Origin of the sequence: Streptomyces sp. NPDC005931, from assembly GCF_042871235.1 — a bacterium.
In the GTDB taxonomy this organism is placed as follows: domain Bacteria; phylum Actinomycetota; class Actinomycetes; order Streptomycetales; family Streptomycetaceae; genus Streptomyces.
Map to the genome: position 1 here is coordinate 717,031 of NZ_JBIAIG010000002.1, position 23,219 is coordinate 740,249.

Consider the following 23,219-nt stretch of genomic DNA (forward strand, 5'->3'; position numbering starts at 1 on the left):
ATAGGCTGACCGCATGACGCGAGCCGAGCAGCCAACGGCCCCTCAACCGGCCCCCGACGACGCGCTGGTCGCGGACTCCCGCGAGCGTGCCGTCCGCGCCCTGCTGCGCCGGCCGCAGCTGAAACGGCTGTGGAGCGCGCACCTCGTGGGCGGTGTCGGCGACACCCTTGCCCTTCTCGTCCTGGTTCTCCTCGCCCTCCAGGCCGCGATCGCCGCGGGCTCCTTCGGCGGCGGCTACCGCGGTGCCGCGTTCGCAGTGGCGACCGTTTTCGGCGTGCGCATCCTGGCGACGCTGCTGTTCGGCGCCGTCCTGCTGGGGCCGGTCACCGCGCTCACCTCGCCGGACGGCCCGCTGGACCGCCGCTGGACCATGATCGGCGCGGACGGGCTGCGCGCCGCGCTGCTGATCGTGGCGCCCCTGTGGATCGACTGGACGCCCGGCAACGCCCTGGCACTCCTGCTCGTCACCGTGTTCCTCGCCGGTGTCGCCGAGCGGTTCTGGACCGTGTGCCGGGAGAGCGCCGCCCCCGCGCTGCTGCCCGCCCCGCCCCCGGAGGGCGCGACGATACGGCCGCTGCCGGACCACATGGACGCGCTGCGCCGCCTGTCGCTGCGCACGGGCTTCGTGGCGATCCCCCTCGCGGCCGTCACCCTGGTCGTCGCGTCCCTGTTCAACAACCTGCTGGGCACCGGCATCGCCTGGTTCGGCGAACACCAGGCGGCCCTCGGCTCGTACGTCGCGGCCGGACTGTTCGCCGCGTCGCTGTCCGTGCTGACCTTCCTGGAGCTCCCCGAGACGCGCACCCCCCGCGCGCGGTCGCCACTGGAGGGGCTTCGCCGCCCGAAGAGCCCCGGCGGGGCCGACAAGGGCCGCACCGGCGCGATGCCGCTGCTGGTCCTGGCGTCCGCGTCCGTGGCCGCCGCGGTGTCGGCCGCGGTCGCCGTGGCGGTGCTGCACGCCAAGGACCTGGGCGGCGGCCCCGTGCTCTACGGCCTGCTGGTGGGCGCGCTCACCGGCGGTGTCGTCGTCGGCATCCGCACCGCGCCCGGACTGGTGCCGTCGCTGTCCCGGCGCCGTCTGCTCGCCCTGGCGCTGGCCCTCACCGGTGTCGCCCTGCTGGCCGCGGGACTGGTGCCGGACGTCACCAGCGTGCTGCTGATCGCCCTGCTGGCCGGCGCCGGCGCGGGCATCGCCGCCAACATCGGGCACACCCTGCTCGACCAGGAGACCGAGGAGCAGCGCCGGGCCCGTACGACGGAGCACCTGCACGCGGTGGTCCGGGTCTTCGTGGCACTCGGCGCGGTGATCGCCCCCGTGGTGGCCGCGGGCATCGGCCCGCACCGGCTGGAGAGCGGCCGGTTCGTCTTCGGCCACGGCGGCGCCGCCTTCACGCTGATGCTGGTCGGCGCGCTGCTGCTGCCGGTGGCCGCGCTCGTGCTGGCCAAGGCCGACGACCGGTCCGGCGTGCCACTGCGGCAGGACCTGCGCGACGCGCTGTTGCGCGGTGACGACCCCGAGCAGGCGCCCGCCGCGTCCGGTTTCTTCATCGCCCTGGAGGGCGGTGACGGCGCCGGGAAGTCCACCCAGGCCGATGCGCTCGCGGAGTGGATCCGGAGCAAGGGCCACGAGGTCGTGCTCACCCGGGAGCCCGGTGCGACACCGGTCGGCAAGCGGCTGCGGTCCATCCTCCTGGACGTCTCCAGCGCCGGACTGTCGCACCGCGCGGAGGCGCTGCTGTACGCCGCCGACCGGGCGGAGCACGTCGACACCGTCGTGCGGCCCGCCCTGGAGCGCGGCGCTGTGGTCATCTCCGACCGGTACATCGACTCCTCGGTGGCCTACCAGGGCGCGGGGCGGGACCTGTCGCCGACCGAGATCGCCCGGATCAACCGCTGGGCGACCGACGGCCTGGTCCCGCACCTGACGGTGCTGCTCGACGTGGCACCGGAGGCCGCACGCGAGCGGTTCACCGAGGCGCCGGACCGGCTGGAGTCGGAGCCCGCCGAGTTCCACGCGCGCGTGCGGGCCGGTTTCCTCACGCTGGCGGCGGCCGACCCCGGCCGGTACCTGGTGGTCGACGCCGGCCAGGAGCCGGAGGCGGTGACCACCGTGATCCGGCACCGGCTCGACCAGGTGCTGCCGCTGTCCCAGGCCGAGATCGAGGCCCGCGAGGAGGCACGCCGCAAGGCCGAGGAGGAGGCCCGCCGCAGGGCCGAGGAGGAGGCGCGGCGCAAGGCCGAGGAGGAGCGCCTGGAGCGCGAGCGCCAGGAGCAGCTCGCGCGGCTGCGTGCCGAGGAGGAGGAGCGCAAGCGGCGCGAGCTGGAGGAGGCGCAGCGCCGCGAGGCCGAACGGCAGGCGGAGGAGGCCCGGCAGCGTGCCGAGGAGGCGCACCGGCGTGCCGAGGAGGAGCGTCGGCGGCTCCTCGAGGAGGAGAAGGCACGCGCCGAGGAGGAGGCCCGCCGCAGGGCCGAGGAGGAACGCCTCCGCGCGGAGGCCGAGGCGCGGCGCCTGGAGAAGCAGCGCATGGCCGAGGAGGCCCTGCTGCGTGCCGAGCAGGCCCGGCGGCTCGCGGAGCAGGCGGCCGCCGCGGCGGAGGCGGGACCGAAGCCGGTTCCGGGGCCGCAGGACGCGGGTTCTGCGCCAGGCACCCGCCGCCCGACGGCGCAGCAGGACGCCGCGACCGTGCCGACGCCGGTGGCGACCCCGACGAATGCGTCCGGCGGGCCCGTGGACGAGACCGCGGTGCTGCCTCGGGTGCGGGAGAAGGACGCCGGCGCGGGCGGCCGTGCGGAGCGGGGCTCCGCGAAGGAGGCGGGCGGGTCCGGTTCCTCCGGCGCCCCGGCCTCCCGAGCCCCGGAGGTCCCGGAGGTCTCGGAGGCCGAGGTGACCGCCCAGCTGCCGAAGCCGCCGGTCCCGCCGGGGGCGGCGGAGGAGACGGCCGTGCTGCCTCCCGTGCCGCCCGGGGCGGCCGACGAGACGGCGGTGCTGCCACCGGTGGGCGCGGGGCCCGCGGGTGACCCGCGCGACTCCGAGGAGACGACCGTGCTGCCGCCGGTGCGCGAGGAAGGACCCGGGGACCGGGTCCCGCCGGGCTACTTCCGCGACGAGCGGCCGGCCGCGGCACCGGACGGCACCGAGGACCGTACGCGCGAGCTGCCCCAGGTCGACCCCGGGGCCGCCGCCCCGCGTCGGCGCCGGAAGCGCTCCGACTGGGCCGAGCAGACCCCGCTGGACGACCTGCCGACCCTGGCGGACGAGCTGCTGGGCCCCCGGGAGGACGACCACGGTGACGAGGGCGGCCGGGGACGCGGGGGGCGGCGCTGAGGCGGGCACCCGTCCGCCCCGCCGCACCCGTCCTCCGTGCCCGCCCCGCCGCACCCGTCCTCGGCGGTGCCCGCCCCGCCGCACCCGTCGTCCGCTGTCAGTGCCACCCCGCACAATGGAGGCCGCAAGCCGTACGTGAGCGAAAGGCGGTCTGACCCATGACCGTGTGGGACGACCTCGTCGGGCAGGAGCGGGTGAGCGAGCAGCTCGACGCCGCCGCCCGGGACGCCGACGCGCTCGTCACCGCCGCTGCGGCCGACGCCCCCCTGCCCGAGGCGTCGAAGATGACGCACGCCTGGCTGTTCACCGGGCCGCCCGGAGCCGGGCGCAACCAGGCCGCGCGGGCCTTCGCCGCCGCCCTGCAGTGCGTCGGCCCGGACCGCGCCCTCGGCGGCTCGCCCGGGTGCGGCTTCTGCGACGGCTGCCACACCGCCCTGGTCGGCACGCACGCCGACGTCACCACGGTCGCCGCGGTCGGCTCGGAGATCCTGGTGAAGGACATGCGCGACACCGTCCGCAAGTCGTTCACCGCGCCGGCGAACGGCCGCTGGCAGATCATCCTGGTCGAGGACGCCGAGCGGCTGAACGAGAAGTCGGCCAACGCCGTGCTCAAGGCCGTGGAGGAGCCCGCCCCCCGTACCGTCTGGCTGCTGTGTGCGCCCTCCCTCGAGGACGTGCTGCCGACCATCCGCTCCCGCTGCCGCCACCTGAACCTGAGCACGCCGTCCGTGGACGCCGTAGCCGACATGCTGGTCCGGCGCGAGGGCATCGAGCCGGACGTCGCCGCGGCGGTGGCCCGCGCCACCCAGGGCCACGTCGACCGGGCCCGCCGCCTGGCCACCGACCCCGCCGCGCGCGAGCGCCGGGCCGCCGTGCTGAAGCTGCCGCTGCGGGTCGCGGACGTCGGCGCCGCGCTCAGGGCCGCGCAGGAGCTCGTGGACGCCGCCGCCGAGGACGCCAAGCAGCTCGCCGAGGAGATGGACACCAGGGAGACCGATGAGCTCAAGGCCGCCCTCGGCGCCGCCCAGGGAGGGCGGCTGCCGCGCGGCACGGCGGGCGTGGTCAAGGAGCTGGAGGAGATGCAGAAGCGCCGCCGGACGCGTACGCAGCGCGACAGCCTCGACGTGGCCCTGACCGACCTGACGAGCTTCTACCGCGACGTCCTCGCTCTGCAGCTCGGCTCCCGCGTGGCCCTCGCCAACACGGACAACGAGGACGCGCTGGAGCGCCTGGCCCAGGGCAGCTCGCCCGAGTCCACGCTCCGCCGCATCGAGGCGGTCGCCGCCTGCCGCGACGCCCTCGACCGCAATGTGCCGCCGCTGCTGGCGGTGGAGGCGATGACGATGGCGCTGAGAGCCGGCTGAGTCCCCGGCGACCGTGTCCCACCGGGAGGCCGCCGACGGCTCCCGCGGACCGCGCGCCCGCGCGCCGACCGCGCGACCATCGGAGGGACGACGTAACCCGTCCGAGGCACGGCGTCCCGGGGGAGGGACGGCGTAACCCGTCCGAGGCACGGCGTCCCGGGGGAGGGACGGCGTAACCCGTCCGAGGCACGGCGTCCCAGAGGAGGGAGCGCGTAACTCGTCCGAGGCACGACGTGCGCGGAGCGCTCATGATCCGTCGCACAGAGTTACGCTCACTCAATGCACTCAAGGCGCTTCCTCCGCAGGACCCGTACCGGAGCCACCCTGCTGGCCGCGGCCGCTCTGCTGGTCTCCGGCTGCTCCACCCCCGCGAGCACGACGAGTACCGCCGGAGCGGCGGCGGAGGTGGCGCTGGCCGCGCTGCCCCGCTCCACGCCCGCGGCGCTCGCCCCGTACTACGCGCAGAAGCCGGCGTGGCGCGACTGCGGCGTGCCCGGATTCCAGTGCGCCACGCTGAAGGCTCCGCTCGACTACGCCGAGCCGTCCGCCGGTGACGTCCGCCTCGCCGTGGCCCGCAAGAAGGCCACGGGCCCGGGGAAGCGGCTGGGCTCCCTGCTGGTGAACCCGGGCGGTCCGGGCGGCTCCGCGATCGGTTATCTCCAGGCGTACGCCGGCGTCGGCTACCCGGCCGAGGTGCGGGCCCGCTACGACATGGTGGCCGTGGACCCGCGCGGCGTCGCCCGCAGCGAGCCCGTCGAATGCCTCGACGGACCCGGCATGGACGCCTACACGCGCACGGACGTGACGCCGGACGACGACAGGGAGACCGACGCGCTGGTCGCGGCGTACCGGAAGTTCGCCGAGGGCTGCGGGGCGGACGCGCCGAAGCTGCTGCGCCATGTGTCCACCGTGGAGGCGGCCCGGGACATGGACATCGTGCGGGCGGCCCTGGGCGACGAGAAGCTGAACTACGTCGGTGCCTCCTACGGGACGTTCCTGGGAGCGACGTACGCAGGCCTCTTCCCGAAGCGCAGCGGTCGGCTGGTGCTGGACGGGGCGATGGACCCGTCGCTGCCCGCCCGGCGGCTGAACCTGGAGCAGACGGAGGGCTTCGACACGGCGTTCACCTCCTTCGCGAAGGACTGCGTACGCCGCGCCGACTGCCCGCTGGGCGGCACGGGAACCGCCCCCGAGCGGGTCGGGGAGAACCTGAAGGAGTTCTTCGACAGGCTCGACGCCCGGCCGATCCCGACCGGTGACGCGGACGGCCGCACGCTCACCGAGTCGCTGGCGACCACCGGGGTGATCGCCGCCATGTACGACGAGGGCGCGTGGCCGCAACTGCGCCAGGCGCTGACGGCGGCCATGAGGCGGAACGACGGAGCGGGACTGCTCGGCCTGTCCGACAGTTACTACGAGCGTGACGCCGACGGCGGTTACAGCAACCTGATGTTCGCCAACGCGGCCGTGAACTGCCTGGACCTCCCGGCGGCGTTCGACACGCCGGACGAGGTGCGCGAGGAACTGCCCGCCTTCGAGAAGGCGTCTTCCGTGTTCGGCGAGGGTCTGGCGTGGGCGGCGCTGAACTGCGCTTACTGGCCGGTGCGGGCCACGGGGGAGCCGCAGCGCATCGAGGCGAGGGGCGCGGCGCCGATCGTCGTGGTCGGCACCACCCGTGACCCGGCGACCCCGTACCGCTGGGCCGAGGCCCTGGCCGGCCAGCTGTCCTCCGCGCGCCTCCTCACCTACGAGGGCGACGGCCACACCGCCTACGGCCGAGGCAGCGACTGCATCGACTCGGCGATCAACGCCTACCTCGTCCGAGGCACGCCGCCGATGGACGGAAAGCGCTGCTCATAGGGGCGTCGCGGCCTCCGGAGGCAGGCGTTCCGGTCTGCCTCCGGGGCAGGTACGAAGCACTCCCGGAAACTGTGTAGACTTACCGTCGTTGCTGATCGCACCATAGTGCGGACAGCGTGCCGCTTTAGCTCAGATGGCCAGAGCAACGCACTCGTAATGCGTAGGTCTCGGGTTCGAATCCCGAAAGCGGCTCCACCGGAACCCCAGGTCAGACACTTCTGATCTGGGGTTTCTGCGTGTGCGCCGATGGGTCGGCGAGAGCGTGACGCGCTGCGCGCCGACGCGGATGGATCTTCGAGGGGCGACCCGGCGGCGGCACGTGCCGTGGAGCGGGGCGGTTCGGGCGCTCGCGCGGCCGGGACGGGAGCCGGTGGTCCGGCCCACGGACGGGGAGCCGGTCGTCCGGCCCGGCCGTCGGCAAAGGCGAGGTGGGGACGAGGGTCCCGGTCGTGCACCTGTGTCGACCGGGGTTCCCTCGCGGCCGGATCGGGCCGCGGCAGCGACACTCCCCCGAGCTGCGCGTGTAACGCGCGCACCCCCGCGACGGATCCGGTGTAGTGATCACATCAGATCTTGCCAACGGATCGCTAACATATGGCCAATGGTTCCTTCGTCCGGCCTTCGGGGATCGGGAGTCATCCGGCGGCCGGTGCACGTCCGGAGCGGGGCCGGAGGGGTCCCGGCGCGCGTCCGGGCGGTGGGCGGGAAGGCAGTGGGGCGGCGATGGGGGTACAACCTCCCTGCTCGAACGAGGCCGGGAGCACCGGGGAGCGGCGCGGACAGCGGCGCGCCCTGCGGTTCGGGCTGCTGGGAGCCCCGGTCCTGTACGAGCGGGCCGAGGGGGACGGGCGCCGGTCGGGCGCCCCGGGGCACACCCCGGACCGTTCCGCATCTGGGGGGCCTGCCGGCCCATTCGGTTCCATCGGTTCCACCGGGTCCGTCGGCTCTCCTGGTTCCAAGGGTTCCACCGGCTCCCCCGGTTCCAGGGGTACCACCGGCTCCACGGGTTCCACCGGTCCCTCCGGGTACGTCGTCCGCCCGATCAGCAGCCCCAAACTGCGCACCCTGCTGGCGGCGTTGCTGCTCGACGCCGGGCACGCCGTGTCCGTCGAGGCGCTGAAGGACGTGCTGTGGGGCGGAATGCCGCCCGCCTCCGCGCACCCCTCGCTGCACAACCACGTGGCCCGGCTGCGCCGGATGCTCGACGACCCCGGGCGGCTGCGCACCGTACCGACCGGATACGTCCTGCGGGTGGCCGAGGGCGAGGTGGACGTCGACGTGTTCGACGCCCATGCCTCCGCCGCCCGGGCCGCGCACGCCGGGCGGGAGTGGGAACGGGTCGTGCGCGAATGCGCGGCGGCGCTCGCGCTCTGGCGCGGGACGCCGCTGGCCGGGCTGCCGCCCGAGGTGGGCGGGTTCGCCCTCGTGCAGCGGCTGCGGGAGGCACGGCTGCTGCTCCTGGAGTGGCGTCACGACGCCGAACTGGGCCTCGGCGGCGAGCGGGCGGCCCGGCTCGTACCGGAGCTGGCGGCACTGGCCGCCGAGCATCCGCTGCGGGAGGAGTTCCACCGCCAGCTCATGCTCGCCCTCCACCGCAGCGGCCGTCAGGCCGAGGCGCTGGCCGTTCACCGCGATCTGCGCGCCCGTCTGGTGGACGAACTCGGCGTCGAACCGGGGCCGGGCGTGCGGGAGGCCCACGTCGAGGTGTTGCGGGAGGCCCACGTGGAGGTGGTGCGGGGGGCCGGTGAGCCGGCCGCGCGGCGTGCGGCGCCACGGGAGGCGGGGGTCGGTGCCGGCTCCGTTCCTCCTCGCGGACCTGCCCAACTGCCCCCGGCTCCAGTGCACTTCGTCGGGCGGGCGGACGTGCGGGAGGAACTGCGCCGTCTGCTCGCCCCCGGCTCCGGACCCACCACCGCCGTCGTCACCGGTACCGCCGGCGTGGGCAAGAGCGCGCTCGCCCTGCATGTCGCGCATCAACTGACGGAACGTTTCACCGACGGTCAGCTCTACATCAATCTGCGCGGCGCCACCCCGGGCGTCGCTCCCCTCTCGCCCGCTCAGGCCCTCACCGCACTGCTTCGCGACCTCGGTGTGGAGGCGCGCGACATTCCCGAACACCCGGACGCGGCCGGCGCCCTGCTGCGGTCGCTGCTCGCCCCGACCCGCACCCTCCTCGTGCTGGACGACGCGGCGAACGCCGCACAGGTGCGGCCGCTGCTGCCCGCCGGGCCCGGCTGCGCGGTGCTCGTCACCAGCCGTTCGCCGCTCACCGCCCTCGACGGCGCGGCGCGCTTCCCGCTCGCCCCGCTGTCCGACGAGGACAGCGCCGCCCTGCTGCGCGCGGTCTCCGGCCGGGACGGTCCGGACGCGGCGCACCCACTCGTCGCGCTCACCGGTCGCCTCCCCCTGGCGCTGCGCGTCGTCGCCGCCCGGCTCGCCGCGCGCCGGGCCCTCACCCCCGACGTGCTGGCCGGGCAACTGGCCGCCGCCGACAGCCGGTTGTCGCACCTCGAGTACGACGACCTCAGCGTCCGCCGCTCCCTGGCGGTCGCGCACGACGCGCTCGCCGCCTCCGACCGGGAGGCCGACCGGGACGCGGCCCTCGCCCTGCGCCGCATCGGCGCCCTCGACCTGCCCGGCTACGGCGCGCCCCTGCTGGCGCGGCTCACGGGCACCGGCGAGCGCCGGGCCGAGGCCGCCCTCGACCGCCTAGTGGACGTGGCCCTGCTCGAGGAGACCACGTACGGGCGTTACGTCCCGCACGACCTGGTCCGCGACTTCGCCCGCGAACTCGCCGCCGCGGACGGCACGTCAGCGGCCACCGCCCGCACCGCCCTGCGCTGGTACGCCGCCGTCGCCGAACGTGCCCTCACCGCGATCGTCGGACCCGGGCTCGACCAGGACGACCGGCGCCACGCGACCCCCTCCCGGCCGCCCGGGCACGCGAACCGGGTCGGCACCGTCCCACCGTTCACGGGTGCCGAGGAGGCCTTCGCCTGGGGGGACCGGGAACTGGAGAACATCGTCGCCCTGGTCGAGCGGCACGCCGACGACCCGGTCACCGGCCGGGACAGCGCCCCCGCCCACATCTGCGTGCTGCTTCGGCTCCTCCATCCCTACCTCCTGCGCCGTGGCCGGGTCCGGGAGCTGGACCTGCTCGGGCGGACCGCCCTGCGGGTGGCTCGGCGGCTCGGCGACGAGGAGGCGGAGGCATACGCGCTGGGTGACCTGGCGGGTCCGCACTTCCTGGCCGGCCGGCTGGGCGAGGCCCTGGACCTCACGGACCGCGCGCTCGGGATCTGGCGGCGGCTCGGTGCCGTCTCCCGGATCCGGCGCTCCCTCAACAACCGCGGGCTGCTGCTCGAAGGGCTGGGCCGCCACGAGGAGTCGGGGGAGGCGCTCCGGGAGAGCCTCGGGTACTCACGGGAGCTCGACGACCTCTACGGCGAGGCCGTCACCTTGAGCCACCTCGGCAACCTCTACGAGCACACCGACCCGCGCGCGGCCATCGAGCAGCACCGGCGTTCGCTCGCCCTCGGGGACCGGATCGGCGCCGTCATCGTGCGGCACTCCGCGCACTGCAACATCGGCTACGCCCATCTGCGCCTGGGCGAACCCTCGGCCGCACTGCCGCACTTCGAGGAGAGCCTGCGCATCCTCGGCGAGCACGGCGACTGGCACGGCGAGTCCCAGACCCGGCTCGGACAGGTCCGCGCCCTGCGGCTGCTGGGCCACGGCGACCGGGCCGTCCGCGAGTGCGCCGAGCTGCTGCGCCGCGCCGACGCCCGCGCCGACCGCTACGCCGCCGCCCTCGCCCGTCACCAGTACGGGCTGCTGCTGCGCGAGCGGGGACGTGTCCGGGAGGCGTGCGAGCAGTGGCGGTGGGCTCTCGACGCACTGGACGGCACGGACGAGCACACGGTGCTCGACGATCTGCGGGAGCTGCTGACCGCCAACGGCTCCGGCTGACCGGGCGCGTCGGCCGCCCGCCCCCGGCCCGGGCCCGGGCCCGGGAGCGTGCCGATCCATCCGTCCGGGGTCACTTGGCCTCCGCATAGCACTCCACGACCGCCGTGGAGAACGGGAACCGCACCGGGGTCTCCCCGAAGGTCAGCCGGCCGGCCAGCTCCGCCGACGCGCGGATCGCCGCCACCACCGCCTCCGCCTCCTCCTCGGGGCAGTGCACGATCACCTCGTCGTGCTGGAAGAAGACCAGGTCCGCCGCCATCCGGGACAGCGCCTGCCGCAGCGCGGCGAGCAGCAGCAGGGCCCAGTCGGCGGCGCTGCCCTGGACGACGAAGTTGCGGGTGAAGCGGCCACGGGCGCGGGCGTTGGTGGACGCGTAACCCGGCACCCACGGGCCCCCTCCGTCGGTCTCCTCCTCCACCACCGGGATGCCCGCCTCCTCCGTCGCGTCGTCCGTCGTCCGGGCGGCCGGGGGACAGGTGCGGCCCAGCCAGGTCCGTACGAGCCGGCCCTCCTCGCCCGCGCGGGCGGCCTCGTCGACGTAGGCGACCGCCCTGGGGAAGCGGCGTCTGAGCGCGGCCAGGTTCTTCAGGCCGTCACCGGACGTCTGGCCGTAGACCGCGCCGAGCACGGCCAACTTGGCCTGGGCGCGGTCGCCGGAGAAGACCCGCTCGGACACGGCCTGGTAGAGGTCGGTCTCCCGGCCCGCCACCTCCATCAGCCCGGGATCGCGGGAGATCGCCGCCAGGACGCGCGGCTCCATCTGGGCGGCGTCGGCGACGACGAGCCGCCGGCCAGGGTCCGCGACCACCGCCCGGCGGATCACCCTGGGGATCTGGAGCCCGCCGCCGCCGTTGGTGACCCAGCGGCCGGTCACCGTCCCGCCGGCCTGGAACTCCGGCCGGAAGCGCCCGTCGTGCACCCAGTCCTGCAGCCAGGACCAGCCGTGGGCCACCCAGATGCGGTACAGCTTCTTGTACTCGATCAGGGGCTTCACCGCAGGGTGGTCGACGGACTCGAGCTCCCAGCGGCGGGTGGAGGAGATCTTGATCCCGGCCTGCGCGAACGCCTTGACCACGTCGGCCGCCAGGTCGGGCCGCACCCGGCGGCCGAAGGCGGCGGACACCTCGTCCGCGAGCTCGGCGAGCCGCCGCGGTTCGCCGCCGCCCGCGTAGCGCTCGCCGAGCAGGTCGTGGAGCACCGCGCGGTGGACGTCGGCCCGCCACGGCAGGCCCGCGCGGTTCATCTCGGCGGCCACCAGGGTCCCAGCCGACTCGGCCGCCACCAGCAGCCGCATCCGCTCCGGGTGCGTGCTCGCGTCGATCCGGCGCTGCTGCTCGGCGTAGACCGCGAGGAGGTCGGCCAGCGGTACGTGCGTGCCCTGGGGCTCGAACAGAGGCGACTGCGCGCCCGGTTCGGCCGCGCGCTGCGGCGGATCGGGCGGTACGGGGCTCCCGCGCAGCCGGGCCAGGGCGGCCGCGGCCGAACGGGGCTCCCCGTACCGCCCTTCGTGACCGAGCAGGAGCGTCTCGGCGTCCTCGATGTCATGACACCGCTCCACTCGCACCCCCGTGGCGAGCAGGCGCGGGTAGACCTCGGCGGTGGACCGCCACACCCACCGCGTGACGCCGGGACGGCTCCGCACGGCCTCGGCGGGAGACGCCTCCCGCCGCACCGGCCCGGCGGGCAGCCCGTCGGGGCCGAGGGGGGCGATGTCCACGCCACCGTCCTCGGTCGCCGCGAGAGCCCACCGGTCGGTCATGCCGCGAGTGTGACAGGGGGGTCTGACAATGGCCCCCGGTCAGGCGGGCTCCCGTTGCTGATCACCTGGATACCGGCCCGTGGCCGCAGTGCTCGGAGCCCGGTCACGGAAGCCCTGCGCCCGGCGGAAGCCCTGGGCCTGGTCAAGAGGGACGGTGACCGGTCAAGGGGGACGGTGACCGGTCAAGGCGGACGGCGCCGGGTCGCGGGGACGGCACGCCTCGTTCACGAGGGCTCAGCCCTCCTCCTGTTCGCCCCCCGCGGGCTGGATCCGGATCTGTGCCAGTACCTCGGCGATCCACTCCTCGGTCCTCGCCTTGGTGATGCCGAGGCCGCTGAGGACGCCCACGCCGTTCTCGTGCTCCAGGAGCGCGAGCAGGATGTGCTCGGTTCCGACGTAGTTGTGGCCGAGGCGCAGGGCCTCGCGGAAGGTGAGTTCCAGGACCTTCTTGGCCGCCGGGCCGTACGGCACCAGGTCGGGCGCCTCCTCGGCGGCCGGGGGGAGCGCGGCGGTCGCCGCCTCGCGGACGGCGTCGAGGGTGACGCCCTGGTCGGTGAGCGCCTTGGCGGCGAGGCCGTCCGCTTCGGCGAGCAGGCCGAGGACGAGGTGCTCGGGCAGGCCCTCGGCGTGGTGCGCGGCCTTGGCCTCGTTGTGTGCGGCCATCACCACGTTGCGGGCGCGCGGCGTGTAGCGGTTGAAGCCCTCGTTCGGGTCGAGCCCGGCCGGCTCCTTCGGCACGAAGCGCTTCTGCGCCGCCTGGCGGGTGACGCCCATGCTCCTGCCGATGTCGGTCCAGGAGGCGCCCGAACGCCGGGCCTGGTCCACGAAGTGGCCGATCAGGTGGTCGGCCACCTCGCCGAGGTGCTCGCCCGCGAGCACCGCGTCCTGGAGCTGTTCGAGGGGCTCTTCGTGGACCTTCTTGATGGCCGCGATGAGGTCGTCGAGACGCACGGATGACGTGACGTGGGGATTGGTCGTCATGTGTCAACCGTAAGTTGACAGTAGGGGGGTGTCAACCGCGAGTTGACACTCTCGGGTGGAACGAAGGCGTCCTGTGGCGGCATGGCACGATCGGCTCCGTGAGTACGTCCAGCACCGTCGACCGCGCCTTCCGGACCGCCCTGCACGACGCCGCCGACGCGGCCCTCGACACGGGAGCGTCCCTGCTCGCCTCCGATCCTGCGGCGGACGCCGAACTCGTAAGGCGGGGCGAGGAGTTCGTGGCGGCGGCCTGGCGGCGCGGCTGGCAGCCGGCCGATCTCGTCCGCATCGTCCGCCGCGAGCTGGACGATCTCCACGTCCACCTGGTCACGACCCTCGTCCGCGGGCAGGCACCGCGCGACGTCCCCCGTGGCCCTCGCTGGACGGCTCAGCTCGACGAGCTGACCGCCGGGCCCGCGCCGGGCGCCGACCGCGCCGACCCCGCGGACCGCTTCTCCCGCACGGACCGCTTCTCGCGCGCGACCGCGGTGCTGGAGCTGTACCGCCTGCTGGTGCGCCTGCCGGCCCTCGAGCCCCTCGACGACGCCGCCGCCCCGGACGAGCACGGCCGGCTCCCGGAGTCCCGCATGCTCGGCCGGATCCGCGCGCTGCTGGCCAAGGCCGAGGCGACCGGGTTCCCGGAGGAGGCGGAGGCGCTCAGCGCCAAGGCGCAGGAACTGATGGCGCGGCACAGCGTGGACGAGGCGCTGCTGGCGGCCCGTGTGCCCTCGGGCCGGACGCCGGACGCCTGCCGGATCGGGGTGGAACCGCCCTACGAGCAGACCAAGGCGGTGCTGCTGGACACGATCGCCACCGCGAACCACTGCCGCGCGGTGTGGAACGAACCCCTCGGCTTCTCCACCGTCGTCGGTTTCGCCTCCGACCTGGAGGCGGTCGAACTCCTCTACACCTCCCTGCTGGTGCAGGCCACGACCGCGATGACGAAGGCCGAGGCCGCCCAGCGGGCCGGCGGACGCAGGCGGACCAAGACCTTCCGGCAGTCCTTTCTCGCGGCCTACGCCCACCGCGTCGGCGCCCGGCTGGCGGCCACGGCCGAGGCCCAGGTGAGCGACGACCTGCTGCCGGTGCTCGCCTCCCGCGAGGCCGCGGTCACCGGCCGGCTGGACCGCATGTTCCCGGAGACGACCACCACACGGCTGCGCGGGGTGAGCGACGAGGCCGGCTGGGTGGAAGGCGCGCGGGCGGCGGACGACGCCCAGGTGGAAGGGCGCCGGCGGCTGCCCTGACGGGGCGGAGCCCGCGCGGCGCCGCCTGCTCGGGGTGCCGACCGGGGTCAGTCCCCCGCCTGCTGGAAGGCGCCCACCGAGGCGTCCGGGGTGGCCTTGTCCCCGCCCTTGCCCGCGACCGGCCCGTACGACCAGCGGAAGCTCTTGGTGGCCGCGTCACCGGGGAGCCCGATCTCCAGCGTCTCGGCGCCCAGGCTCTCGGCGCCCTCCGGCCCGCGGACGTAGGTGATCGTGAACGACGCGGAGTCGCCCTTGGCCAGGGTCAGCTTCTGCGCCTGGGCGCCCTCGGTGGGGGACAGGGCGACGGACTCGCCCCCCGCGACGAGGCGCACCTCGGGGAACGCGTCGAGGGTGCAGGCGGCGCCCTGGTTGGTGAGGCCGACCGGGACGTCACCGGTGTCACCGGCGGCCGGGGCGACACTCGCGGGGCCGACCTCGATGCCGACGTCGTCGAGGGTGCAGGCCGTGCTCTTCGGCTTGGTGTCGCTGTCCTGCCCCTCCTCTTCGGTGCAGGCGGTCAGCAGCACGAGAGCGGCGGCGAGGGCGGTGACGGTGATGGGCATGGCGCGCATGAGGTGTCCCCTGGGGTCGTGGAGGTGCCTGTCGATCATCACGCACGGCAGCCGCGTCACGCCGCCCGACCCCGCCGCGGGAACCGGGTCGTTACGAACCCAGGCCCTCCGTGGGCAGCCCGCTCGGCAGCTTGCCGCCCTCCGCCCTGGTGTACGTCTCGGTGCCGAGGCCGCTCTCCCAGGTGACCTTCAGGGTGGACCCGTTCACGGAGCCGACGGTGCCGCTCGCCCGGTCTCCGCTGCCGTCCGTGCACTTCAGCCGGATGGTGTGGGTCCCGCCCTCCTCCCGCGCGGTGCCGCTGCACACGGCGCCGCCCGTGGCGAAGAGACCGGCCTCCTCACCGGTGACCACGAGCGCCACGGCCTTGCCACCCGTGGTGGTGAGCCAACTGCCCTCCAGCTCACCGGCGGGGGCCGTGCTCGTGGCGGGACCGCCGGTGCCGCCCCCCGTGTCGGCGGTTGCCGTGGCCGGCGGCGTGGGCTTCGCCGAGTCGTCGCCGGACTCGCCGTCGCCGCACCCGGTCAGCGCGAGCGCGCCCGCCAGTCCCACCGCCGTGGCCGCGGCCCGCACGCTCCGGCGCGACACCGAGCGCCGGGAGCGCGAGGCACGCGAGAAGGTCACCGAAGTCACTGCAAGCCCCCAAGCTCTAGCGGGCCGGCTCTCGCGGAAGCGGCCGGCCCCGGAACGACGCGGCCAGCTAACAGGACCCACCCGGCCCTCCACCACCCCCAGTGACACACCTCGCACACCTCGCACCGCACATCGCAGGACATCGGGGTGGCCGCGCTCCAGGCACCGCCGCGCGGCCACACCCGCCGGGGAGCCACGCACCGCGCTCTGCGCCGGGACGTCGCGGTTGGCCTGGGCTGCCCGCCGCGCTACGGACGCCCGCCCGGTGCGACGCGCCCCGGGCCGGGAGGCGCATCGGTAGGGGTCCCGTGGAAGCGTCGGTGCGCGGCGGGGACGCCCGCCCGGTCGGCAAGCCACCTCACCGCGCAGGGCCGTCCCGGCCCTCCAGCGGCATACCCCTACGACTCGCTGAGCCCTCGCCCCGGCTCCGGCACGCCGCTCGCCGGTCGGTCAGGGCGCGGACCCGCGAGTCCGAGTTCGGCTGGGCGCTCGCCGTGTCGACGCAGGCGGGCGTGCACGTGGGCGCGTACGGCAGGGGCGGCTGCGCTCGATCGCGGGCAAGCTGGGGGGCCGTCAGCGCGTGGTCTCCGGCCCCGGGCGGCGCGAGGGCGTGCAAGAGCCCTATGGGCCCCCTATGGGCAAGGGGCCGGGCCTTCCAGGGCCTTCTGTGACATGCGCGCCGCGCGGTGACGCCGACCTCGGCTCAACACTCGCCGCCCACCGCGCGGGACCGGACCGCCCGCCGTCCAGCTGCCTCGCGGGCGGGCTGAACACCCGCCTTCGCTCAGCGCGCCGCGCGATACACACCCACCTCGGGCGGCACCCCGCCGCCCACCGTGCGCCGAAGCCCGCCCCGGCCCCCACGCCGCACTCGGCATCGGCGCGCCGAAGCCCGCCCCGGCCCCCACGCCGCACTCGGCATCGGCGCGCCGAAGCCCGCCCCCAGCCCCACGCCCCGCTCGGTATCGGCGGCCCCGCTCGGTATCCGTGCGCCGAAGCCCGCCCCGGCCCCCACGCCGCACTCGGCATCGGCGCGCCGAAGCCCGCCCCGGCCCCCACGCCCCGCTCGGTATCGGCGGCCCCGCTCGGTATCCGTGCGCCGAAGCCCGCCCCAGCCCCACCCCCTACCAGGAAGCCTTCCGCACCCCCGGCAGATACCCCGCGTGCGCCTGCCCCCGCAGGCTGACGCGGGAGAGGCCGAAGGCGCGGAAATAGCCCCGGGGCCGCCCGTCCACCTGGTCACGGTGGCGCACGCGCGTGGCGCTCGCGTCGCGCGGCTGCCGACGCAGCTCCCGCTGCGCGGCCAGCCGCTCCTCCTCCGTGGACGACGGCCGCCGGATGATCTCCTTGAGTTCGGCCCGCCGTGCGGCGTACCGCGCGACGACCTCCTGCCGCTTCTCGTTCTTCGCGATCTTGCTCTTCTTCGCCATGGTGCTCTCCAGCTCCTCGACTCGGTCCCGAACCCGCGGCGTCCCCGTCAGACCCTCACTCCCCGCGCCCGGATCCGAGCCACCGCCGCCTCGACGCCGATCGCGTCCACCGTCCTGATCGCCTTCACGCTCAACCGCAGTCGCACGTACCGCCCTTCGCTCGGCAGCCAGTAGCGCTTGGTCTGGATGTTCGGGTCGAAGCGGCGGGACGTGCGCCGGTGCGAGTGGGAGATCCGGTTGCCGAAGCCGGGCCGGGCGCCGGTCAGCATGCAGTGCGCGGACATCAGTGGTGCACCTCTCTCGGAGTCGATGTGTAAATGGGAATCATTTTCAGTAAGGTACCAGCATGGCACGCAACGAACTCCGGCCCGTCATCAAGCTCCGGTCCACCGCCGGGACCGGCTTCACCTATGTCACCCGCAAGAACCGCCGCAACGACCCGGACCGGCTGACCCTGCGCAAGTACGACCCGGTCGCCGGCCGCCACGTCGACTTCCGAGAGGAGCGCTGAGGCCCGCCATGCGCCAGGGAATCCACCCCGCCTACGGCCCCGTGGTCTTCCGCGACCGCGCCGCCGGGTACGCCTTCCTGACCCGTTCCACCCTGACGAGCGAGAAGACCGTCGTATGGGAGGACGGCAACACCTACCCCGTCGTGGACGTCGAGATCTCCCACGTCAGCCATCCCTTCTACACCGGCACCGCGCGCGTTCTCGACACCGCCGGCCGTGTGGAGCGCTTCGAGCGCAGGTACGGCAAGCGGGGTGCGGTGTGACTCTGCCGGTGGTCGTCGTCGGCGGCCTGCACGCCGACGCCCGCAGGGCCGCGGTCGAGCGCTTGCTCGCCGACGTGACGGGCAGCGTCGTCCTCCACCACGACCTGGAGACGGCCGCCGCCGGCACCGTCGTGCGCACCGTCCGGGACGCCGCCGGCGTCCGGTCGGCCGGCGAGGCGCCGCTCGTCAACGACTGCGCCTGCTGCGCCCTGCGCGAGGACCTCGTCCCCGAACTGCGACGGCTCGCCGAGGCCGGTGACACCCCGTTGGCGATCGTCGAACTGTGGGACTCCGTCGAGCCCAAGGCCATGGCCGAGGTGGTGACGGCCGGCGGGTTCACCGTCACCGGGGTCGTCACCGCCGTGGACCCGGCGCTGGTCCTGCCCTACCTGGGCAACGGCGACGACCTCGCCGAGGGCGGGCTCGCCGCCGCCGCGACCGACCAGCGCACCGTCGCGGACACCTTCGCACGGCAGCTGGAGTACGCCCCCGTCCTGGCCGTGGTCGACTCCCCGGAGGCCGACGAGCAGGACCACGAGCTGCTCGCCCAGCTGCACCCGACGGCCCGGCACGTGCGGGTCGGCCAGGACGCGCCGTCCGGCCGGCACTCGCTCCTCGCGGGCGCCGCGCTCGCCGGATTCGACGTCGAGGCCGCCGCCGCGGCCCAGCACCCGGCCTGCGCGCTGCTGCCCGCCGACGCCGACGACCACGGCGTCGGCACCCTGGTGTGGCGCCGGCACCGCCCGTTCCACCCGGAGCGGCTGTACGCCGCGCTGGAGGACCTGACCTGCGCCGCCGCCCGCAGCCGGGGCCGGTTCTGGCTCGCGGACAAGCCGGACACGCTGTTCCACTGGGACGCGGCCGGCGGTGCGCTGTGCGTGGAGGGCGCGGGGCCCTGGCTCGCCGCCCTGCCGGACGCGGCCTGGGAGATGGTGCCGCCGGTGCGCCGGGCCGCCGCCGCGCTGGACTGGCACCCCGAGCACGGGGACCGCTGCCAGCACCTGGTCTTCACGTCCCCCGCGCTCGACCGCGACGGACTCGAGGAGCTGCTGGAGTCCTGCCTGCTGACCGACGCCGAGTACGCCGCGGGGCCCGAGGCCTGGCAGCGGCTGCCGCACCCCTTCGACACCCTCCTGGAGGTCTGACCGCCATGCCCCGCAAGCCGGAGCGCAAGCCCGCCAAGTCCCGCCCCAATCCGCTGGACCAGGCCGGGATCACGTATGTCGACTACAAGGACACCGACCTGCTGCGGAGGTTCCTCTCCGACCGCGGCAAGATCCGCAGTCGCCGGATCACCCGCGTGAGCGCGCAGCAGCAGCGGCAACTGGCACGGGCGATCAAGAACGCCAGGGAGATGGCACTGCTGCCCTACGCCTCCCGCTAGCGGACGTCCGGGAGGGAGCGCCCGGCGGCCGCGGGTCGACCGGAAGGAGTGAGGAGGGCACACAAGGAAACACGAGGGAACAGAAAGTCCCCCGCATGCGTCTCATACAGGAGCGGGGGGCGGCTCGGCGTCCGACGTCGAGCGCGCGACGCTGTAACCGCAGGACCACCCCGCGTGCACGTGCATCTGCCTCTGCGTATGCACATGAACAGAGCTATGATCCGGGTCAGTTGACCAATGCATCAATGGCCACACCAGCCAGTGCACCACCGGGGAGCGACCTGTGGACCACGACGTGTACGACGGTGACGCGTACGAAGGTGCCGATGCGTCCGGCGTGTACAACGGCATGGCGGCCACCAGGCTGGACGGCGTGGCCTGGCAGAAGAGCCGGCACAGCAACTCGCAGGGTTCCTGCGTGGAGTTCGCGCGGCTGCCCGGCGGGGAGGTGGCGGTGCGCAACTCCCGCTTCCCCGACGGTCCCGCGCTCGTCTACACCCGTGCGGAGATCGAGGCCATGCTGCTGGGCGTCAAGGACGGCGAGTTCGACCACCTGGTCGCCGGCTGACGTGGTCGCCCATCGCTGCCACAGCACGGGACACTGAGACGACCGCGTGGTTTACGCGCGTAGAACGAGGGCGCGCAAAGCCACGCGGTCCGTCATCCGGCGGAGCAGGACGGGTCGGCGGGACAGGCCGGCCCGGCCGGGTGCCGGAGCCGGAACATGGCCCAGACCACCTTGCCCGGGAGCGTCCCCGCCATCGGGTGCCAGCCCCAGCCGTCGGCGAAGGAGTCGACCAGGAACAGCCCGCGGCCCGACTCGGCGGAGAAGTCGTCCGAGTCACGGGCGACCGGGCTGTCGTCGCTGGGGTCGCGCACCGCGCACACCAGGCGCTCGGTCCAGCGCAGCAGGTGCAGCCGCACCGGCGGTTCCCGCTCCATCAGCCGGGGGGTGTTCGCCGGCAGCGCGTGCCGCAGGGCGTTGGTGACCAGCTCGGAGACGACCAGGCACACATCGTCGAAACGGTCGCCCAGCTCCCACTGGTCCAGTGTTCTGCGGGTGAACTGCCGGGCGTCGCGCACCGCTTCGTAACGGGCGGGCAGGGCGCAGGAGGCGGCGTCGGACACGGCCGCGGGGTCCAGCGGCGGAAGGCCCTGCCGTAACGGCTCGAGCATGGTCGATCCATTCGTCCCCATGCGAGGCACTCCCGGGAATTCGCGGTCTAGCGAGGCGGCGGTGGTGCGGGGACCATGGTTTCGGATGCGTACAGCAGATGCAAGGGCAGATGCACGTGCAGCTGACCGAAATGCGCCTGCCCGTACCGCTTGTTGGTCAATTTTTCCGTCATCTTCGTGTCCCCTTCTCGCCGTCCCGTTGCCTCCTCCTTGCTCCTTCCTGAGCGAATTCCTCGTCCTGATTCCGTTTCCGTAACCGGGCGAGTACTGCTCGAAGTGTTTTGGTGGCAGACTGCGGTCCCTCAGGACGTTGGGGAGGCTGGCGAACGTGAGCGCGGGAGAGCCGGGATCGGTGGTGCGGCGCATGCTGCTCGGATCACAACTCAGGCGACTGCGTGAGGCACGGGGGATCACGCGTGAGGCGGCGGGCTACTCGATCCGCGCCTCCGAATCGAAGATCAGCCGGATGGAGCTGGGCCGGGTGAGCTTCAAGACCAGAGACGTGGAAGACCTGCTGACGCTGTACGGCATCACGGACGAACAGGAGCGCGCCTCGCTGCTCTCGCTCGCCAGGGAGGCCAACGTCGCGGGCTGGTGGCACAGTTACTCGGACGTGCTGCCGAGCTGGTTCCCCACCTACGTCGGCCTGGAGGGTGCGGCCTCTCTGATCCGCGCCTACGAGGTGCAGTTCGTGCACGGTCTGCTCCAGACCGAGGACTACGCCCGCGCGGTGGTCCGGCGGGGCATGAAGGGCGCCGGCGAGGAGGACGTCGAGCGGCGCGTGGCGCTGCGCCTGGAGCGGCAGAAGTACCTCGTCTCCGAGAACGCCCCCGAGTTCCACGTCGTCCTCGACGAGGCCGCCCTGCGCCGTCCCTACGGCGACCGCGCGGTGATGCGCGGCCAGCTCCAGCACCTGATCGACGTCTCGGAGCGGCCCAACGTCCGGCTCCAGGTCGTGCCGTTCAGCCTCGGCGGGCACGCCGGCGAGTCCGGCGCCTTCACCATCCTGAGCTTCCCCGAGTCCGACCTGTCGGACGTGGTGTACCTGGAGCAGCTCACCAGCGCCCTGTACCTCGACAAGGCCGAGGACGTCGCCCAGTACGAGAAGGCGCTCAAGGAGCTCCAGAGCGACAGCCCGGGTCCGTCGGAGAGCCGGGACCTTCTCCGGGGACTCCTCCAACTCTCTTGATACACAAGTACGATGACGTGTGATCAGACCACGAAGTCGATCTGGGCTCTGCTTCGGCAGCAAGGGATTGAGGGATCACATGTCGTCGTACTTCACCGACCTGGCTCAGCAGTACATCGACGGTGAGTGGCGCCCGGGCACCGGGTCCTGGGACATCATCGACTTCAACCCGTACGACGACGAGAAGCTCGCGTCGATCACCATAGCCACCGTCGACGAGGTCGATCAGGCGTACCGGGCCGCCGCCCGCGCCCAGAAGGAGTGGGCGGCGACCAATCCGTACGCCCGCCGCGCGGTCTTCGAGAAGGCGCTCCGACTGGTCGAGGAGCGCGAGGACGAGATATCCGAGGCGATCGTCGCCGAGCTCGGCGGCACCCGCCTCAAGGCCGCGTTCGAACTCCACCTCGCCAAGGAGTTCCTGCGCGAGGCGGTCCACCTGGCGCTGCGTCCCGAGGGCCGCATCATCCCCTCGCCGGTGGACGGCAAGGAGAACCGCGTCTACCGCGTGCCCGTCGGTGTCGTCGGCGTGATCAGTCCCTTCAACTTCCCCTTCCTGCTGTCGCTGAAGTCGGTCGCCCCCGCGCTCGCGCTCGGCAACGGCGTGGTCCTCAAGCCGCACCAGAACACCCCGATCGTCGGCGGCTCCCTGGTCGCGAAGATCTTCGAGGACGCGGGCCTGCCCGGCGGTCTGCTGAACGTCGTGATCACCGACATCGCGGAGATAGGCGACGCCTTCATCGAGCACCCGGTCCCCAAGCTCATCTCCTTCACCGGCTCCGACAAGGTCGGCCGCCACGTCGCCACGGTCTGCGCGGCCCACTTCAAGCGCTCGATCCTGGAACTGGGCGGCAACAGCGCCCTGGTGGTGCTCGACGACGCCGACATCGACTACGCCGTCGACGCGGCCGTCTTCAGCCGGTACGTCCACCAGGGCCAGGTCTGCATGGCCGCCAACCGCGTCCTGGTGGACCGCTCGGTCGCCGACGAGTTCACCGGGAAGTTCGTCGCCAAGGTGAAGTCCCTCCAGGTGGGCGACCCGCGCGACCCCGCCACGGTGATCGGCCCGGTGATCAACTCCCAGCAGGCGGACTCCGTCTCCGGCGTCGTCGACCAGGCGATCGCCGAGGGCGCGACCGCGTTGGTGCACGGCACCCGCACCGCCAACCTGGTCGAGCCGTCCGTGCTCACCGACGTCCCCGCGGACTCAGAGCTGCTGCGGCAGGAGGTCTTCGGCCCCGTCGTCTTCCTCGTGCCGTTCGACGGCGAGGAGGAGGCGGTCCGCATCGTCAACGACACGCCGTACGGCCTGAGCGGCGCCGTGCACACCGGGGACGTCGAGCGCGGTGTGCACTTCGCCAAGCAGATCGACACCGGCATGTTCCACGTGAACGACGGCACCGTGCACGACGAGCCGATCGTGCCCTTCGGCGGCGAGAAGCACTCGGGCGTCGGCCGCCTCAACGGCGACACCATGCTGGACGCGTTCACCACGGTGAAGTGGATCTCGGTCCAGCACGGCCGGAGCGGCTTCCCCTTCTAGGGCTGTTGCGGGACCGCT

General features: G+C 73.9%; 19 protein-coding genes and 1 tRNA gene. 13 read left to right on the plus strand and 7 right to left on the minus strand.

Translation table 11 applies throughout. From position 1 onward, the window contains the following. Nucleotides 1-13 precede the first annotated feature (13 nt). From tmk to ACFYOV_RS07240, 5 genes are all read left to right on the plus strand, one after another. Nucleotides 14-3,325: a dTMP kinase gene (tmk, locus tag ACFYOV_RS07220; protein ID WP_389083816.1), complete on the plus strand. Its 3,312-nt coding sequence runs from the start codon at nt 14-16 to the stop codon at nt 3,323-3,325. A gap of 158 nt (nt 3,326-3,483) precedes the next feature. After that, the gene (locus tag ACFYOV_RS07225; protein ID WP_389083818.1) at nt 3,484-4,689 is read left to right on the plus strand and encodes a DNA polymerase III subunit delta'; all 1,206 of its coding nucleotides are present in this window, start codon (nt 3,484-3,486) and stop codon (nt 4,687-4,689) included. A 279-nt stretch (nt 4,690-4,968) separates the two neighbouring features. Beyond that, the gene (locus ACFYOV_RS07230) at nt 4,969-6,549 is read left to right on the plus strand and encodes an alpha/beta hydrolase (protein WP_389083821.1); all 1,581 of its coding nucleotides are present in this window, start codon (nt 4,969-4,971) and stop codon (nt 6,547-6,549) included. A 118-nt stretch (nt 6,550-6,667) separates the two neighbouring features. After that, nucleotides 6,668-6,744: transfer RNA gene (locus ACFYOV_RS07235), tRNA-Thr, on the plus strand. A gap of 528 nt (nt 6,745-7,272) precedes the next feature. Further along, entirely contained in the window at nt 7,273-10,518 is a 3,246-nt protein-coding gene (locus ACFYOV_RS07240) for a BTAD domain-containing putative transcriptional regulator (RefSeq protein WP_389083823.1), read from the plus strand. Nucleotides 10,519-10,588: 70 nt separating this feature from the next. Here ACFYOV_RS07240 and ACFYOV_RS07245 read toward each other — a convergent pair whose 3' ends face one another. Together ACFYOV_RS07245 and ACFYOV_RS07250 are read right to left on the minus strand one after the other, a co-directional pair. Continuing rightward, nucleotides 10,589-12,277: a bifunctional 3'-5' exonuclease/DNA polymerase gene (locus ACFYOV_RS07245; protein ID WP_389083825.1), complete on the minus strand. Its 1,689-nt coding sequence runs from the start codon at nt 12,275-12,277 to the stop codon at nt 10,589-10,591. Between the two features lie 234 nt (nt 12,278-12,511). Beyond that, nucleotides 12,512-13,258: a Clp protease N-terminal domain-containing protein gene (locus tag ACFYOV_RS07250; RefSeq protein ID WP_389083827.1), complete on the minus strand. Its 747-nt coding sequence runs from the start codon at nt 13,256-13,258 to the stop codon at nt 12,512-12,514. 98 nt (nt 13,259-13,356) lie between these two features. Here ACFYOV_RS07250 and ACFYOV_RS07255 point away from each other — a divergent pair, with 98 nt between their 5' ends. After that, the gene (locus ACFYOV_RS07255) at nt 13,357-14,505 is read left to right on the plus strand and encodes a DUF2786 domain-containing protein (RefSeq protein ID WP_389083829.1); all 1,149 of its coding nucleotides are present in this window, start codon (nt 13,357-13,359) and stop codon (nt 14,503-14,505) included. 47 nt (nt 14,506-14,552) lie between these two features. Here the strand turns inward: ACFYOV_RS07255 and ACFYOV_RS07260 are convergent, their stop codons facing one another. From ACFYOV_RS07260 to rpmB, 4 genes are all read right to left on the minus strand, one after another. Then, nucleotides 14,553-15,077, minus strand: coding sequence for a DUF4232 domain-containing protein (locus ACFYOV_RS07260; protein ID WP_389083832.1), 525 nt, complete (start codon nt 15,075-15,077; stop codon nt 14,553-14,555). 91 nt (nt 15,078-15,168) lie between these two features. Further along, nucleotides 15,169-15,708, minus strand: a complete 540-nt coding sequence (locus tag ACFYOV_RS07265; protein ID WP_389083834.1) for a hypothetical protein — start codon at nt 15,706-15,708, stop codon at nt 15,169-15,171. Nucleotides 15,709-16,832: 1,124 nt separating this feature from the next. Then, a complete protein-coding gene (rpsN, locus tag ACFYOV_RS07270; protein ID WP_389083837.1) occupies nt 16,833-17,138 on the minus strand; it encodes a 30S ribosomal protein S14 in 306 nt (101 codons plus the stop codon). Nucleotides 17,139-17,185: 47 nt separating this feature from the next. Further along, on the minus strand, nt 17,186-17,422 hold the full coding sequence (gene rpmB, locus ACFYOV_RS07275) for a 50S ribosomal protein L28 (RefSeq protein WP_389083839.1): 237 nt from the start codon (nt 17,420-17,422) through the stop codon (nt 17,186-17,188). Nucleotides 17,423-17,484: 62 nt separating this feature from the next. Between rpmB and rpmG the strand changes: the two genes are divergently transcribed. The 5 genes from rpmG (at nt 17,485) to ACFYOV_RS07300 (ending at nt 19,864) form a co-directional block, all read left to right on the plus strand. Beyond that, nucleotides 17,485-17,649, plus strand: a complete 165-nt coding sequence (rpmG, locus tag ACFYOV_RS07280) for a 50S ribosomal protein L33 (protein WP_044382365.1) — start codon at nt 17,485-17,487, stop codon at nt 17,647-17,649. 8 nt (nt 17,650-17,657) lie between these two features. Then, complete coding sequence (locus ACFYOV_RS07285; protein ID WP_389083842.1) at nt 17,658-17,912, plus strand: type B 50S ribosomal protein L31; 255 nt, start codon at nt 17,658-17,660, stop codon at nt 17,910-17,912. Then, nucleotides 17,909-19,057 (plus strand): GTP-binding protein, encoded by a 1,149-nt coding sequence (locus tag ACFYOV_RS07290; protein WP_389083845.1) that lies wholly within the window; start codon nt 17,909-17,911, stop codon nt 19,055-19,057. Before ACFYOV_RS07285 ends, ACFYOV_RS07290 begins: the two co-directional genes overlap by 4 nt. 5 nt (nt 19,058-19,062) lie before the next feature. Next, nucleotides 19,063-19,296, plus strand: a complete 234-nt coding sequence (gene rpsR, locus ACFYOV_RS07295; RefSeq protein ID WP_389083846.1) for a 30S ribosomal protein S18 — start codon at nt 19,063-19,065, stop codon at nt 19,294-19,296. A gap of 283 nt (nt 19,297-19,579) precedes the next feature. Next, nucleotides 19,580-19,864 (plus strand): DUF397 domain-containing protein, encoded by a 285-nt coding sequence (locus ACFYOV_RS07300; RefSeq protein ID WP_389083849.1) that lies wholly within the window; start codon nt 19,580-19,582, stop codon nt 19,862-19,864. Nucleotides 19,865-19,956: 92 nt separating this feature from the next. On the opposite strand, the gene ACFYOV_RS07305 is transcribed toward ACFYOV_RS07300, so the two are convergent. Beyond that, complete coding sequence (locus ACFYOV_RS07305) at nt 19,957-20,472, minus strand: ATP-binding protein (protein WP_389083851.1); 516 nt, start codon at nt 20,470-20,472, stop codon at nt 19,957-19,959. Between the two features lie 364 nt (nt 20,473-20,836). On the opposite strand from ACFYOV_RS07305, the gene ACFYOV_RS07310 reads away from it, so the two are divergent. Both ACFYOV_RS07310 and ACFYOV_RS07315 read left to right on the plus strand, forming a co-directional pair. Further along, nucleotides 20,837-21,661, plus strand: a complete 825-nt coding sequence (locus tag ACFYOV_RS07310; protein ID WP_389083854.1) for a helix-turn-helix domain-containing protein — start codon at nt 20,837-20,839, stop codon at nt 21,659-21,661. 79 nt (nt 21,662-21,740) lie between these two features. Then, on the plus strand, nt 21,741-23,201 hold the full coding sequence (locus ACFYOV_RS07315) for an aldehyde dehydrogenase family protein (RefSeq protein WP_389083856.1): 1,461 nt from the start codon (nt 21,741-21,743) through the stop codon (nt 23,199-23,201). Nucleotides 23,202-23,219: the final 18 nt, after the last annotated feature.

Excerpts from the sequence above, each read along its gene's own strand:
- tmk (WP_389083816.1), top strand. The coding sequence starts at position 14 with ATGACGCGAGCCGAGCAGCCAACGGCCCCTCAACCGGCCCCCGACGAC.
- ACFYOV_RS07225 (WP_389083818.1), top strand. The coding sequence starts at position 3,484 with ATGACCGTGTGGGACGACCTCGTCGGGCAGGAGCGGGTGAGCGAGCAG.
- ACFYOV_RS07230 (WP_389083821.1), top strand. The coding sequence starts at position 4,969 with ATGCACTCAAGGCGCTTCCTCCGCAGGACCCGTACCGGAGCCACCCTG.
- ACFYOV_RS07240 (WP_389083823.1), top strand. The coding sequence starts at position 7,273 with ATGGGGGTACAACCTCCCTGCTCGAACGAGGCCGGGAGCACCGGGGAG.
- ACFYOV_RS07245 (WP_389083825.1), bottom strand. The coding sequence starts at position 12,277 with ATGACCGACCGGTGGGCTCTCGCGGCGACCGAGGACGGTGGCGTGGAC.
- ACFYOV_RS07250 (WP_389083827.1), bottom strand. The coding sequence starts at position 13,258 with ATGACGACCAATCCCCACGTCACGTCATCCGTGCGTCTCGACGACCTC.
- ACFYOV_RS07260 (WP_389083832.1), bottom strand. The coding sequence starts at position 15,077 with ATGCGCGCCATGCCCATCACCGTCACCGCCCTCGCCGCCGCTCTCGTG.
- rpsN (WP_389083837.1), bottom strand. The coding sequence starts at position 17,138 with ATGGCGAAGAAGAGCAAGATCGCGAAGAACGAGAAGCGGCAGGAGGTC.
- rpmB (WP_389083839.1), bottom strand. The coding sequence starts at position 17,422 with ATGTCCGCGCACTGCATGCTGACCGGCGCCCGGCCCGGCTTCGGCAAC.
- rpmG (WP_044382365.1), top strand. The coding sequence starts at position 17,485 with ATGGCACGCAACGAACTCCGGCCCGTCATCAAGCTCCGGTCCACCGCC.
- ACFYOV_RS07285 (WP_389083842.1), top strand. The coding sequence starts at position 17,658 with ATGCGCCAGGGAATCCACCCCGCCTACGGCCCCGTGGTCTTCCGCGAC.
- rpsR (WP_389083846.1), top strand. The coding sequence starts at position 19,063 with ATGCCCCGCAAGCCGGAGCGCAAGCCCGCCAAGTCCCGCCCCAATCCG.
- ACFYOV_RS07305 (WP_389083851.1), bottom strand. The coding sequence starts at position 20,472 with ATGCTCGAGCCGTTACGGCAGGGCCTTCCGCCGCTGGACCCCGCGGCC.
- ACFYOV_RS07310 (WP_389083854.1), top strand. The coding sequence starts at position 20,837 with ATGCTGCTCGGATCACAACTCAGGCGACTGCGTGAGGCACGGGGGATC.
- ACFYOV_RS07315 (WP_389083856.1), top strand. The coding sequence starts at position 21,741 with ATGTCGTCGTACTTCACCGACCTGGCTCAGCAGTACATCGACGGTGAG.